13 protein-coding genes are annotated in these 15,273 nt (G+C 21.1%); all 13 read left to right on the plus strand.

The features are described 5' to 3' along the window. Positions 1-182: 182 nt before the first annotated feature. Positions 183-584, plus strand: a complete 402-nt coding sequence (gene ndhC / locus LDP12_RS01525) for an NADH-quinone oxidoreductase subunit A (protein ID WP_265226618.1) — start codon at positions 183-185, stop codon at positions 582-584. 15 nt (positions 585-599) lie between these two features. Continuing rightward, positions 600-1,262 (plus strand): NADH-quinone oxidoreductase subunit B, encoded by a 663-nt coding sequence (locus LDP12_RS01530; RefSeq protein WP_265226619.1) that lies wholly within the window; start codon positions 600-602, stop codon positions 1,260-1,262. Between the two features lie 68 nt (positions 1,263-1,330). Then, positions 1,331-3,118, plus strand: a complete 1,788-nt coding sequence (gene nuoC, locus LDP12_RS01535; protein ID WP_265226620.1) for an NADH-quinone oxidoreductase subunit C/D — start codon at positions 1,331-1,333, stop codon at positions 3,116-3,118. Positions 3,119-3,125: 7 nt separating this feature from the next. Continuing rightward, a complete protein-coding gene (gene nuoE / locus LDP12_RS01540; protein ID WP_265226621.1) occupies positions 3,126-3,626 on the plus strand; it encodes an NADH-quinone oxidoreductase subunit NuoE in 501 nt (166 codons plus the stop codon). Further along, positions 3,623-4,936: an NADH-quinone oxidoreductase subunit NuoF gene (nuoF, locus tag LDP12_RS01545; RefSeq protein WP_265226622.1), complete on the plus strand. Its 1,314-nt coding sequence runs from the start codon at positions 3,623-3,625 to the stop codon at positions 4,934-4,936. Before nuoE ends, nuoF begins: the two co-directional genes overlap by 4 nt. Before the next feature lie 113 nt (positions 4,937-5,049). Continuing rightward, complete coding sequence (gene nuoG, locus LDP12_RS01550; protein WP_265226623.1) at positions 5,050-7,767, plus strand: NADH-quinone oxidoreductase subunit NuoG; 2,718 nt, start codon at positions 5,050-5,052, stop codon at positions 7,765-7,767. Between the two features lies 1 nt (position 7,768). Beyond that, the gene (nuoH, locus tag LDP12_RS01555) at positions 7,769-8,746 is read left to right on the plus strand and encodes an NADH-quinone oxidoreductase subunit NuoH (RefSeq protein WP_265226624.1); all 978 of its coding nucleotides are present in this window, start codon (positions 7,769-7,771) and stop codon (positions 8,744-8,746) included. 13 nt (positions 8,747-8,759) lie between these two features. Beyond that, positions 8,760-9,302, plus strand: coding sequence for an NADH-quinone oxidoreductase subunit NuoI (gene nuoI, locus LDP12_RS01560; RefSeq protein WP_265226625.1), 543 nt, complete (start codon positions 8,760-8,762; stop codon positions 9,300-9,302). A gap of 12 nt (positions 9,303-9,314) precedes the next feature. Next, complete coding sequence (locus LDP12_RS01565) at positions 9,315-9,818, plus strand: NADH-quinone oxidoreductase subunit J (protein ID WP_265226626.1); 504 nt, start codon at positions 9,315-9,317, stop codon at positions 9,816-9,818. Positions 9,819-9,835: 17 nt separating this feature from the next. Continuing rightward, a complete protein-coding gene (nuoK, locus tag LDP12_RS01570) occupies positions 9,836-10,138 on the plus strand; it encodes an NADH-quinone oxidoreductase subunit NuoK (RefSeq protein WP_265226627.1) in 303 nt (100 codons plus the stop codon). Further along, complete coding sequence (locus tag LDP12_RS01575) at positions 10,135-11,997, plus strand: NADH-quinone oxidoreductase subunit L (protein WP_265226628.1); 1,863 nt, start codon at positions 10,135-10,137, stop codon at positions 11,995-11,997. The genes nuoK and LDP12_RS01575 overlap by 4 nt, the downstream gene beginning before the upstream one ends. 53 nt (positions 11,998-12,050) lie before the next feature. Continuing rightward, a complete protein-coding gene (locus LDP12_RS01580) occupies positions 12,051-13,523 on the plus strand; it encodes a complex I subunit 4 family protein (RefSeq protein WP_265226629.1) in 1,473 nt (490 codons plus the stop codon). A gap of 49 nt (positions 13,524-13,572) precedes the next feature. Next, complete coding sequence (locus LDP12_RS01585; RefSeq protein ID WP_265226630.1) at positions 13,573-15,036, plus strand: NADH-quinone oxidoreductase subunit N; 1,464 nt, start codon at positions 13,573-13,575, stop codon at positions 15,034-15,036. Positions 15,037-15,273: the final 237 nt, after the last annotated feature.

The following is a 15,273-nucleotide window of genomic DNA, read 5'->3' on the forward strand; positions in this document are numbered from 1 at the left end:
TATTTTTAAATATGTTTAAAATATTTATCTTATAATTTTATAATATTTTTAAAAAATATCTTAACAATGTTATTATACTTGAAAAATGATTTTTTTTACATGAGATATATTCCACAGAATAAAAATATTTATAATATAAATATTTTTAATCTGTAAAAAATATTTTTTATCTTGGAGGTAACATGCATCATCAAAATATTATACAATATATGAATTTTTTTTCTTTTATATTTTTTATATTTTCTTTTTGTTGTATTTCATTATTTTTTAGTTGGATTTTAGGAGGTAGATCTACTTCTCAAGATAAAAATATTCCTTTTGAATCTGGAGCTCCTTCTACTGGTAATTCTCATTTAAGATTTTCAATAAAATTTTATTTAATAGCTATGTTCTTTGTAATATTTGATATAGAGTCTTTATATATATATTCTTGGTCTACATGTATTAGAGAAACCAAATGGATTGGATTAATTGAAATGTCTTTTTTTATTTTTATGATATTATTATCTTTAATATATTTATTTAGAATTAAAACACTAAAGTTATTTGAAAATAATAGATTTAAAAACAATAATTCATCTTAATAATATGAGGATTTAATGAAATATACTTTAACAAAAATAAATTTTAAAAAAAATAATCAAAAAAAAGAAAAAATAACTGATGATCCTATTAAAATTGCAATAAAAAACAATATTTTTTTTGGAAATTTAAAAAAAGTATTAAATTATTTAATTAATTGGGGTAGAAAAAATTCTTTATGGCCTTATAATTTTGGATTATCATGTTGTTATGTTGAAATGGTAACATCTTTTACCGCAGTACATGATATCTCTCGTTTTGGATCAGAAGTATTAAGAGCATCTCCTAGACAAGCAGATGTTATGATTGTTGCTGGAACTCCATTTATAAAAATGGCTCCTATTATTAAACGTTTGTATGATCAAATGTTAGAACCAAAATGGGTGATTTCTATGGGTTCTTGTGCAAATTCTGGAGGAATGTATGATATTTATTCAGTTGTTCAAGGTATCGATAAAATTTTACCTGTAGATGTTTATATACCTGGTTGTCCACCTAGACCTGAAGCTTATATTCAAGGATTAATGCTTTTACAAAATTCTATTTCAAAAGAAAGAAGACCTTTATCTTGGATTATAGGAGATCAAAAAATTTATAAAGCAAATCTAAAATCTAGAAAAGAAAAAAATCGTTTTAAAATAACTTCTTTATACAATTTTAAAAATCCAAATAAAGTATAATTTATATTTTTTAAAATTATATAAATTAGTTTGATTATAGAATTTTATAGTAAGGTATAAAAAAATTTATGAATAATAATACTTTTTTTTCTAAAAAAAACACATGGGACAAGTATTTTAAATTTCCTATTGTTAAGGAATTATGTAATGTTTTTGGCGTAGAAAGTTTTTTTATACAAAAAACTTCTATTAATCATCCAGTTATTTGGATTAGTAAAGAAAATTTATTAAATTTTATAAATTTTTTATATAAAAATAATTATTATAATATGTTATTTGATTTACATGCAATAGATGAAAGAGTACGTATTAATAAAAAGAATTTTCCTAAATCTGATTTTTCTGTTTTTTATTATTTTCTATCTATTGATAATAATTCAGATTTAATGTTAAAAGTGCCTTTATTTGAAAATGATTTAAATATTCCAACAATAACTAATTTTTATTCAAATGCAAATTGGTATGAAAGAGAAGTGTGGGATATGTTTGGTATTTATTTTTTAGGACATCCATGTTTAAAGCGTATTTTAATGCCCAAAAATTGGATAGGTCATCCTTTAAGAAAAGATTATCCTGCAAGAGCTACAGAATTTTCTTTATATACTTTAACAAAAGAAGTACAAGAATTAGAAATGTCTTCTTTAAAATTTGATCCAAAAGAATGGGGTATGCAAAAAAGTCATCATAATGAAGATTTTATGTTTTTAAATTTAGGACCAAATCATCCTTCTGCACATGGTGCATTTCGTATTATATTACAGTTAAAAGGAGAAAAAATTATTAATTGTGTTCCAGAGATTGGATATCATCATAGAGGTGCAGAAAAAATGAGTGAAAGACAGTCTTGGCATAGTTATATTCCTTATACTGATCGTATTGAGTATTTGGGTGGATGTGTGAATGAAATGCCATATGTTTTAGCTCTTGAAAAATTATCTGGAATAGTTGTATCTTCTCGTGTTCAATGTATTAGAGTAATGCTTTCAGAGTTATTTCGTATCAATAGTCATTTATTATATATTTCAACTTTTATTCAAGATGTTGGATCTATGAGTTCTGTTTTTTTAGCATTTACAGATCGTCAAAAAATTTATGATGTTATAGAATTAATTACAGGATTTCGTATGCATCCTGCTTGGTTTAGAATTGGAGGTTTAGCACATGATTTACCGAAAGGTTGGGAAAAAGTATTGCAAGAATTATTAGATTGGTTACCTAAAAGATTAAATTTATATACAAATATTGCATTAAAAAATAGTATTTTAATTACCAGGTCTAAAGGTATTGCTGCTTATAATAAGAAAGAAGCATTATCTTGGGGAATTACAGGAGCTGGATTAAGAGCAACAGGAGTAAATTTTGATTTAAGAAAAAATAGACCATATTCAGGATATGAAAATTTTGATTTTGAAATACCGATAGGAAATGAAATTAGTGATTGTTACAATAGAGTTCTTTTAAAAATGCAAGAAATATATGAAAGTTTAAAAATTTTAAAACAATGTTTAAAAAATATGCCTGAAGGTGAATATAAATCTAATCATCCTTTAACTACTCCTCCTGCTAAAGAAAATACATTACAAGATATAGAAACTTTAATTACACATTTTTTACAAGTTTCGTGGGGAACAGTAATTCCATTTGGAGAAAATTTACAGATGATTGAGGCAACTAAAGGTATTAATAGTTATTATATAATTAGTGACGGAGGAACAATGAGTTATCGTACTAGAATTAGAACTCCTAGTTTTGCTCATTTACAACAAATTCCTTCTGTTATCAAAGGTAGTTGTATATCAGATTTAATTACATACTTAGGAAGTATTGATTTTGTTATGTCAGATGTAGATAGGTAAAAGTCAAATGAATAAAAAAAAAGTTTTTAATCAAAAAGTATTTGTTATTAATAATTTAATATGTAAAGAGATTCGTTGTTTAAAAAAACATGTTCAAGATAATCGATCAATTTTAATTGAATCTTTAAAAATTGTACAAAAATATTATGGATGGGTATCTGATAATTCTATGATATTTCTTTCAGAGATATTGAAAATTCCAGTAAGTGAAATAGAAAGTGTAGCTACCTTTTATAGTCAAATTTTTAGAAATCCTGTAGGACGTTATGTTATAAAATTTTGTGATAGTGTCGTATGTTATATTACTGGATATAAAAAAATTAAAAAAACATTAGAAAAAAAATTATGTATTAAATGCGGTGAAACTACTACAGATAATAATTTCACATTATTACCGATTTGTTGTTTAGGTGCATGTGATAAAGGACCTGTACTTATGATTAATAATAAAACATATTTTCATTTAAATAAAAGTTCTATTTTAAAAATTTTGGATTCATTAAAATGAATAATAACAATTTATTAGAAGAATCACATCCTTTAACTTGGCGTTTTAGAAAAGATAAAAAAACTGTATGGATTAAAGAATATATTAAAAAAAATGGTTATTTTGCTTTAAAGAAAAGTTTAAATGAAATGACTTCTAAGCAAGTTATTGATAAAGTGATTCAATCAGGTTTAAAAGGAAGAGGAGGAGCTGGATTTCCAACTGGTGTAAAATGGAGTTTAATGCCTCAAGATATGAAATATAAGAAAAAATATTTAATATGTAATGCAGATGAAATGGAACCAGGAACTTATAAAGATAGATGGATAATTGAAAATTCTCCTCATCAATTAATTGAAGGAATGATTATTGCAGCATATGCTTTAAATGTTTCATCTGGATATATTTTTTTACGCGGAGAATATTTTACTCCAGAAAAAATATTAATTAAAGCTTTACATGAATCATATAAAAATAATTTTTTAGGTAGAAATATATTAAATAGTAGTTTTTCTTTTAATCTTTATTTACATACTGGAGCAGGAAGATATATTTGTGGAGAAGAAACAGCTTTAATTAATTCATTAGAAGGAAAAAGAGCAAATCCTAGAATTAAACCTCCATTTCCTGCTAATATAGGATTATGGGGAAATCCAACTTGTGTGAATAATGTTGAAACTTTAACTAATATTCCAGCAATCATTTCTAATCCAATTAGTTGGTATAAAAATCTTTCAAGAAATGAAGATTCTGGAACAAAATTAATGGGATTTTCTGGTCTTGTAAAAAATCCAGGAATATGGGAATTACCATTTGGAATTACTGCAAGAGAAATTTTAGAGAAATATGCTAAAGGAATGAAAAATAATTTAAAATTAAAAGCATGGTTACCTGGAGGAGCAGGAACTGATTTATTATTAGAAGAACATTTAGATATAGAAATGGGTTTTTCTAGTATTCAAAAAGTTGGAAGTAGATTAGGTACAGGTTTATCTTTAGCAATAGATAATAAGACAAATATTGTTAATTTATTACTTAATTTAGAAAAATTTTTCTCTAGAGAATCTTGTGGATTATGTACACCTTGTAGAGATGGTTTACCATGGATAGTAAAAATTTTAAGGTCTATGAAAAATAATAAAGGATGTCAAGGAGATATAGAAATTTTAAAGGATTTATGTTTACAAATGAGTCCTGGAAATACTTTTTGCGCGCATGCTCCAGGGGCTGTTGCACCTTTAAAAAGTGCTATAAAATATTTTCTTCAAGAATTTAAAAAAACGATTACAATTAAAAAAAATGATATAAAAATTAGAATACCTGGTATATAAACTAATTTTAAAAAAAATTAAAGGAAAATTTTTAATCTATTTTAATATTTTAAAAATTTTTAAAAATTTATTTAATGTCAGTATTTATTTTAAAAAAATTTGGAAAATTAGATATGTTTAAAATTAATATAGATGGAAAAAATTATGATGTTAATCCATCCAGCAATTTACTTCAAGCATGTTTAACTTTAGGATTCAATATTCCTTATTTTTGTTGGCATCCTAAATTAGGTAGTATTGGAGCATGTAGACAATGTGCTGTAAAAAAATATCAAAATAAAAAAGATACTTCTGGAAGAATTGTGATGTCATGTATGACTCCTGTAGAAGAAAATTCTATAATTACTATTAATGATATTGAATCTCAAAATTTTAGAAAAAATATTATTGAATTATTAATGTTAAATCATCCTCATGATTGTCCTGTATGTGAAGAAGGTGGAAATTGTCATTTGCAAGATATGACAGTTATGACTCAACATGTACATCGTCGTTATAGATTTAATAAAAAAAAATATAAAAGTCAATATTTGGGATTTTTTATTTCTCATGAAATGAATAGATGTATTTCATGTTATAGATGTGTAAGATATTATAAAGATTATGCAGATGGCAAAGATTTTGATGTATATGGAATTAATCAAAATCTTTTTTTTGGTAGATTTCAGAATGGAGAATTAGAAAGTGAATATTCTGGAAATTTAATAGATGTATGTCCAACAGGTGTTTTTACTGATAAAACATATTCAGAAAATTATACTAGAAAATGGGATTTACAAAATGCTCCTAGTATATGTTCGCATTGTAGTATTGGATGTAATATTATTGCTGGGGAAAGATCTAATGAGATTAGACGTATAGAAAATAGATATCATGAAGATATAAATAATTATTTTTTATGTGATTTAGGTCGTTTTTCATATGGATATTCTAATTTTAAAGATAGATTAAAATATTGTTATATAAAAAATAAAAATATACATCAAAAAGTAGATCTTAATACAGCAATCCAAAAAGTTGTAAAAATTTTTCGTAATTCTTCAAATGTAATTGGAATTGGATCATCACGTGCAAGTATTGAAACTAATTTTATGTTAAAAAAATTAGTTGGAGAAAAAAATTTTTCTACTGGAATGCTTGATATAGATCATAAATGTACAAATTTAATTTTAAAAATATTAAAAAAAAATACTATTAAAATACCATCTTTAAAAGAAGTAGAAAATTATGATGTTATTTTTGTTTTAGGAGAAGATATTACACAAACTTCTTCAAGATTAGGGCTTTCTATTAGACAAGCTTTAAAGAAAATTTCTTCAGAAAAATTAAAATTTAATAATATACAAGATTGGCATTCTGTGGCAAATAAAAATGTATCTCATCTTGCTAATAATTTTTTATTTATTACAAATACATATCAGACCAAATTAAATGATATCTCAAATTTTTCTTATGAAGCAAATCCACAAGAACAGGCTTATTTTGCTTTTTGTATTTCAGAAAACTTAAAGAATAATTTTTCATATTCGAATACATTACCTGATTATTTAAAAGAAAAATCTATATATATTACAAATATATTACTTCAAGCAAAAAATGCTTTAATTATTTCTGGATCACATTCTAGAAACTTAGATTTAATTAAGTCTTCATATAATATTGCCAGAAATTTAAAAAAATTAGGATTAAAAGTTGGTTTAATGTTTTTAACACCTTGTTCAAATTCTATGGGAGTAAATATTATCAATGGATGTTCTTTAAATGATGCGCTTAAAAAAGCTCAGAAAAAAAATTGTACTCTAATTATTACAGAAAATGATTTATTTAATTCATTATCTAAATCTATTTTAAAAAAAAAATTAAAAAATATAAAAAATATTATTGTTATAGATCATCAAAAAACAAAAGTTTTTAATTATTCTCATGTTTTTTTGCCAGCTTCAAATTTTTTTGAAAGTTCAGGAACTTTAATAAATTATGAGCTTAGAGCTCAAAGATTTTTTCAAGTATATGATGTAAATTTTTATAATCATAAAATTAATATTTTGCCTTCTTGGAAGTTTTTAAATTTGATTAATAAAAAAATAGATTTGAAAAATCATTCTTTCGATTATTTAGATAACATTATTGATTTATGTGCAAGAGAAATATCATTTTTGAAAAATATTAAAGAATCTGCTCCTAATTCATTATTTAAAGTTTTTGGACAAAAAATTCCTCGTTCATCTAATAGATCTAGTGGACGTACCTCTTTAAGAGCTGATATTAATATTCATGAGATTTCTCAAACGAAAGATAATGAAACAATGTTTTCATTTTCCATGGAAGGTAGCTCTATTTATAAAAAATATACATCTTTTATTCCTTTTGTATGGTCTCCTCAATGGAATTCTTCCCAAGGTGTGCATAAGTTTCAAAAAGAAGTTTCTGGAAGTTTATTAGCTGGAAATACAGGAAAATTTTTATTAAGTTCTAAATTAAATCATAAAAATATTAATTTTTCTAAAATTCCAAAAAAATTTATTAAAACTAATAATCTTATTGTAGTACCATATTATTTATTATTTGGAAGTGAAGAAATTAGTCAATATTCTCCAGTTGTTCAAAAAAAAATGGTTAGTCCGTATTTAATAATTAATAAAATAGATGCACAACGTTTAAAGATTTTAAATAAAAATAAAGTTTCTTTTACATACTTATCAGATACTTATACTTTTTTTGCAATATTTTCTAATAACTTAGCTTTAGGACATATAGCTTTACCTATAGGTCAGTTTAGCACTCCTATTTCTTTAATTGGAAAAGAAATACAAGATTTAAAGGAAGTATAAAATGAATTATTTATTTGTAACAAACTCTCAATTTTTATTAAATTTTTTTAAAATTTTTATTATTTTTATTTCAATAATTTTTTTTGGAGCTTTTTTAAGTATAGTTGAAAGACGAATTTTAGCTTTATTTCAAAATAGATATGGACCAAATAGAGTTGGTTATTTTGGTTCATTGCAGTTATTTGCTGATATGATAAAAATATTTTTTAAAGAAGATTGGACTCCTTCTTTTTCAAATAAATTTATTTTTAATATTTCTCCAATATTAGCATTTAGTACTATTTTTATAGTATGTGTAATTATTCCATTTGATATGAATTTTTGTATATTTAATTTAAAAATAGGTATTTTATTTTTTTTAATGATGGCAAGTTTATCGGTTTATTCAATATTATTAGCGGGTTGGTCTAGTGGAAATAAATATTCTTTATTAGGTGCAATAAGAGCTTCAGCTCAAACTATAAGTTATGAGATTTTTTTAGGTTTATCAATAATGCCAGCTGTGATTAAAAGTGGATCTTTTAATTTAATAGATATTATAAATAGTCAAAAACATTTATGGAATATTATTCCACATTTTTTTAGTTTTATTATATTTTTTATTTCAGCTTTAGCAATATGTCATCGACATCCGTTTGATCAACCAGAATCTGAACAAGAACTTGCTGATGGTTATCATATAGAATATTCTGGAATGAAATTTGGAATGTTTTTTATAGGAGAATATATTTCTATTATAATAATGTCTTTTTTAATTACATCTTTGTTTTTTGGAGGTTATTATGGAATATATTGTTCTTCTTTTATATGGTTTTTATTAAAATCTTTATTTTTTATATTATTTTTTATGTTAATTCGCGCTTCTTTACCTAGACCAAGATATGATCAAATGATGATGTTTGGATGGTTAATATGTTTTCCTGTTGCATTAGTAAATTTACTAATTATTGCTTTTTTCACTTTAATTTATAAAGTTTAGTATTGAGGTTAATATGTTTTTCAAAAACTTAATAATAGGAATAATATCTCAAATAAATAGTATTTTTTTAGTTTTTTTAAATGCTTTTTCTAAAAGAGAAACAAAATTATATCCTGAAATTCCTGTTTCTTTAGTTCCTAGATATCGAGGAAGAGTAATATTAACTAGAAATAAAAATAAAGAAGAACGTTGTGTAGCTTGTAATTTGTGTGCAGTAGTATGTCCTGTAGGATGTATTTCGTTACAGAAAGAAAATTTACCTAATAATCGCTGGAAAGCAAAATTTTTTAGAATTAATTTTTCTAGATGTATTTTTTGTGGATTATGTGAAGAAGCTTGTCCAACAGCAGCAATTCAATTAATTCCAGATTTTGAATTATCTGAATATAAAAGAAAAGATTTAATATATGAAAAAGAAGACTTATTAATTTCAGGTCCTGGAAAATATTCTGATTATGATTTTTATCAATTTTCTGGGATATCAATTAAGGAACCTAAAAAAAAATTGAAAAATAAAAAAAATAACATGATAGATAGAAAAAGTATTTTACCTTAAGGAGAAATTTTTATGACTATTTGTTTTTATATATTTAGTTTAATTACAATTATTTCTACAATATGTGTTATTTTTCAAAAAAATCCAATATATTCTTTATTATATTTAATAATATCTTTTTTATCTATATCAGGTATTTATTTTTCTGTAGGATTATTTTTTATTGGTGCTATAGAAACTATTATATATGCTGGAGCTATAATGGTATTATTTGTTTTTGTCATTATGATGTTAAATTTAGAAAATAAAAATTTTTATAAAGAAAAACAATTTATTTCGTTTTGTACTATATTTCCTTTTTTTTTATCAATATTTTTTATAATTTATATACTTTATAGAAAATATATATTAGATCATAAATCTATTTTTATTAATTTTATAGATACAAATATAATTGGAAAATATTTATTTTATGATAATATATTTTTTTTAGAAATTATTTCTATGATTTTATTAGCTTCATTAATTGTTATTGTTCATTTATGTATTAATAGAAAAAATATTAAAATTGACTAATTTTTTTGAGGTGTATTTTGATTACTATTTTTAGTGGTTTAATTTTATCAATATTTTTATTTTTTTTAGGATTTATATGTTTAATTGTTAAAAGAAATTTATTATATATTTTAATTGGTTTAGAAATTATGATTAATTCATTGGCTTTAATGATGGTTTTTATAGGTAATTATTGGAAGCAAGTAGATGGTCAAATTATGTATATTTTTATAATTACTATTGCTGCTTCTGAAGCTAGTATTGGTTTAGCTTTTTTAATAAATATTTATAAATATAAAAATACTTTAGACATTAATGTATTAAGTGAGATGAAAAAATGAATTTTTTCTGTTTGACAATTTGTATTCCGTTAATAAGTTTTATATTAATAGTTTTTTCTAGAAAAAAATTTTCAAATTATATATATAATTTTATTGGAGTTATACCAGTATTTATTTGTTTTATATTAATAAATTATTTTTATATAAATTTTTTTGATACAAATAAGTATATTGAACAAAATTATTGGAATATTTTTTCTATACATAATTTTTATATTAATTTTGGTTTATATTTAGATAATTTATCTTTAACTATGTTGCAAGTTATTACTGGAGTAGGATTTTTAATACAATTATTTTCAATTTGGTATATGAGTAATAAATCTGATATTTCTAGATTTTTTGCATATCTAAATTTATTTATTTCTAGTATGAATTTATTAGTATTATCTAATAATCTTTTATTAACTTATATAGCATGGGAAATAGTAGGTTTTTGTTCATATGTTTTAATTGGATTTTATTATGTTAAAAAGAAAAATATAAAATCTTCAATGAAAGCATTTATTATTACAAGGATTGGTGATTTATTTATTTTATTTGCTATTTTTTTAATTTTATTTAAATGTCATACATTAGATTTTAGTAAGTTGAATATAATATTTTTGCAATATCATGATTTACCATTTAATAATGTTTTAATATTAAGTGCTTTATTTATTTTTTTAGGAACTATAACTAAGTCAGCTCAATTTCCTTTTCAAGTATGGTTAACTAAAGCTATGGTTGGTCCTACACCTGTATCTGCTTTAATTCATTCAGCAACTATGATTACAGCTGGAGTATATTTAATAATTAGAATGCATAATTTATTTGAATTATCTTCACTATTATTAACTTTAATTTCTATTGTGGGATCTATTACGATTATTTTATCTAGTATATCTGCTATTTTTGAAAATAATATCAAAAAGATTCTTGCCTATTCTACTATGAGTCAAATTGGTTATATGTTTTTAGGATTAGGTATGAAGTTATGGGATTTAGTTGTGGCGCATTTAGTTGTTCACTCATTTTTTAAAGCATTATTATTTCTTTCCTCTGGGTCTTTAATTTTTTCTTGTTATAATGAAGTAAATATTTTACGTATGGGTGGATTAAGATATAATTTAAAATTATTATATTTTATGTTTATGATAGGTGTATCTTCTTTAATAGCTTTACCTGTTATTACTTCTAGTTTTTATACTAAAGGTTCTATTATTTGGAATGCTTTTATTCAAAAATATTATTTCTTTTTTTTAATTGGAATAATAGGATCATTTTTAACATCTATATATGCATCTAGATTTTTTTTCTTAATTTTTTTTGATAAATTAAAAATTTTAACTCAAAAAACAAATAATTTTTTTAATTTATTTCCTTTATTTATTTTATGCATATTATCTTCTGTTTTAGGTGTTTTTTCTTTTCGTCCTATATTAGATATATCAATATACTCTGAAATTACACATTTAAAAAAAAATATATTTGAAATATTTTTATCTATTTTAATATTTTTAGGAATATTTGTTTCTTATTATTATTTTTTAATACATAAACAAAAAACTTTAAAAACTATAAAGAAAAAAGAATTTTCTTTTATATTATATGTTTTGAAAAAAAATTTTGGTTTAGATTGTTTTTATAAAATTTTTTTTATAAATTCTTTTGAATTTATTAAAAAATTCTTTTATATAGATTATATAGAAAATTTGATAAATATTTTTTATATTTTACTTAAAAAAAGTAATCAGTTTTTAATAATATTTCAAAATGAATCTTTACGTTTATATATTTTATTTATTTCTTTAGGAATCATGATTTCTATTTTATTTATTAATATAATTATTTATATTTTTTACAAGGATATGATTTAATATCATATACTTTTTAAGTTTTGTGAATATTTTTTAAAATAGGACTGTTTATTATGTTTCTTTGTGAATTAATTTTTATACCTTTATTAGGAGGAATTTTTTCTTGGAACTTAGAATTTTTAGGAAAAAAGGTACCTCGTTGGATTTTATTATTTTGTATGAGTTTAAATTTATTTTTGCTTATAAATTTTTTTTATAATCAACAAAATTTTTTATTTAACACAAATATACATCATTTTTGGTATACAGAATTTAATGTTCCTTGGATTTCTAATTTAGGTATAAATTTTCATTTAGCTTTAGATGGTTTATCATTTTTAATGATATTACTAACTATTTTTTTAACTTTTATTTCAATTTTATTAACTTGGAATGAAAAGATAAAAAATATAGGTTTTTTTTATTTTTGTATGATGTTTATTGTGTCTAATTTAATAGGTATATTTTTATCTGTAGATTTATTTTTATTTTTTGTTTTTTGGGAAATATTATCTATACCTATATATTTTTTAATGGTTCTTTGGGGAAAAAAAGTTACTTCAATTGGTAGATCTAAAATTGCAAATAAATATTTAATAAATTCACAAATATCTGGATTAATATTATTAATTTCTATAATTAGTTTAGTGAAAGTTTATTATGATCAAAGTAATATTTTGACTTTTAATTTAGATATTTTAAAAAATGTTACTTTAAATAATAAATATGGATTATTTATTATGATTGGATTTTTTACATCTTTAATGATTAAAATTCCTTTAGTTCCGTTTCATAGTTGGTTTCCAAATTTTCATAAAAATACTCCGGTTTCTGGTGCATTTGATTTAATAGGAATTATAATTAAAACAGGAATATATGGTTTATTACGTTTTAATATTTTTTTATTTTCTAATGTATCACAAAAATATTCTATTTTTTTTTATATTTTAGGATTATTTTGTATTTTTTATAGTGTATTTTTAGCTTGTACTCAAAATAGTATTAAAAAAGTTATAGCATATATGTCTATTTCACATATGGGTTTTGTATTAATTGGAATTATTTCTGGAAATAATTTAGCTTATAAAGGAATTATCTTATATATAATTTCTTATAGTTTATCTACATCTGCATTAATTATTCTAACAAGAATATTATATAAAAATTTTCAAACTGATAATTTTAAAAAAATGGGTGGTTTGTGGAAAAATATGTTTTTTGTACCAGGATTTTTTTTATTTTTTATTATGTCTAGTTTAGGAATACCTGGAACAGGAAATTTTATTGGAGAATTTTTAATATTATTAGGTAGTTTTCCTGTAAATCCTATATTTACTTTAATTTCTATGATAGGATTAGTTTTTTTTGCGATTTGTTTTTTAAATATGTTTCATAAGATTTTTTATGGATCTAATAAAAATTTTTTAGTGGTATACAATATTTCTATTTTAGAATTTTTAATTCTTTTTATTTTATCTTTTTTAATAATATTTTTTGGATTATATCCGAATATTATTTTTAATATTTCTAATTTTTTAATAATATAAAATTAACAAAAAATTTTTATTTTTATTTTAATTTTAAGGTGAATTTATTATGCCTTTTATTTTAAGCAAGTTTTCTTTATTGCTTCCTTTTATTGTATTAATTATTTCAGTTATAATTAATTTCTTTATTATTATTTTTAAAAGAAATTTTTTTTTATCTTTTTTAGTGACTTTAACAAGTTTGTTTTTATCTTTTTATTTTATAATTAAATTAAATTATGATGTAGATTTAAATATATTGTACTTATTTTTTTTACAATCTATTAATTTTTTTTATATGTTTATATTTTTTTGTAGCAGTATATTAACATGTATTTTTTCTTATATATTTCTAAGAAATAAAAATATTAATAAAGAAGAATTTTTTATATTATTATTATTATCTAATATTGGAGGTTATTTATTATTATTATTTAATGATATGATGTCTTTATTTTTAGGAATAGAATTATTATCTTTACCATTATTTGGAATGATAGGATATGTTTCTTCTCAAAGTTTTAAAAATTTAGAAGCATCTTTTAAATATTTTATTTTATCTTGTTTAGCTTCTATATTTTTATTATTTGGTATAGTTTTGATTTATTTATCTTTTGGAACATTAGATTTTACTACATTAATATCTATTAATTCTTTATTTTTAAAAAATTTTCATTATTTATTTTTTTTAGGAATAATAATTTTATGTTTAGCATTATTTACTAAATTTGTTTTGTTTCCTTTTTATTCTTGGATTCCTAATATTTATGAAGGTACCCCTTATCCTATTTTGATATATCTATCTAATGCAGTAAAAATTGTAATTTTTTCAACATTATCAAATATATTATTATTGTCAGATCAATATAATATTTTTTTATTATTTTTAAAAATTATATCGTTTATATCAATTTTTATAGGAAGTATATTATCTTTTTTTCAAAATAATATTAAAAGATTATTAGGATATTGTACTATAGTAAATTCTGGATATTTAACTCTTTTTTTAATATTTTTTAATAAAAATTCTATGTTTTATGAATCTATTAGATTTTATTTATTAGGATATTTAATTAATAGTAGTGTATTATTTGGATCTCTAACATTAGCATCTAATTTATTAAAAGAAAAAAATTCTTATTCTTTTAGAAATTATTTGGGCTTGTTTTGGAAAAGTAAACTATTATCTATTTCTATAATTATTTCTATGTTTTCTATGACTGGAATTCCTTTAACTATTGGTTTTTTTAGTAAATTTTATTTATTAAAATTTTTAATTCAACAAAATTCTATAGCATTTATTACAATTTTATTTTTTGGAAGCGTAATGAGTATATATTATTATTTCAATTTTATAAAATTATTTTTTTATACAAAAAACATTACATATTCTAAATTTTTTTTTAAACCTACAAAGTTATACATAATGTTAAAGTTATTTTGTTTTATTTTTTCATTATTAATTATAATTTTTGGAATATTTCCGAATTTAATTAATAATTTTTTATATTTATTACAAAGATTTTATATATAAAATTTATTTAAAAAATGATATTTTTATGTAAAATTTTTTTGTAAAATCTTTATTTTTTTATTTTTTTTAAATTTATTCAAATATAAAAATTTTATTTTATTTAAAATATTTAAATAAATAAAACATTAAAAAATATTAATATACAATATTTTTAATTTAATAATTTTATATTTGTATGAAATTAATTAAAATTTCAGACTCTATATAATATAAGAATACATATTGATAAATAAATTT

Origin of the sequence: Buchnera aphidicola (Chaitophorus viminalis), from assembly GCF_026122795.1 — a bacterium.
GTDB classification, from domain to species: domain Bacteria; phylum Pseudomonadota; class Gammaproteobacteria; order Enterobacterales; family Enterobacteriaceae; genus Buchnera_J; species Buchnera_J aphidicola_BK.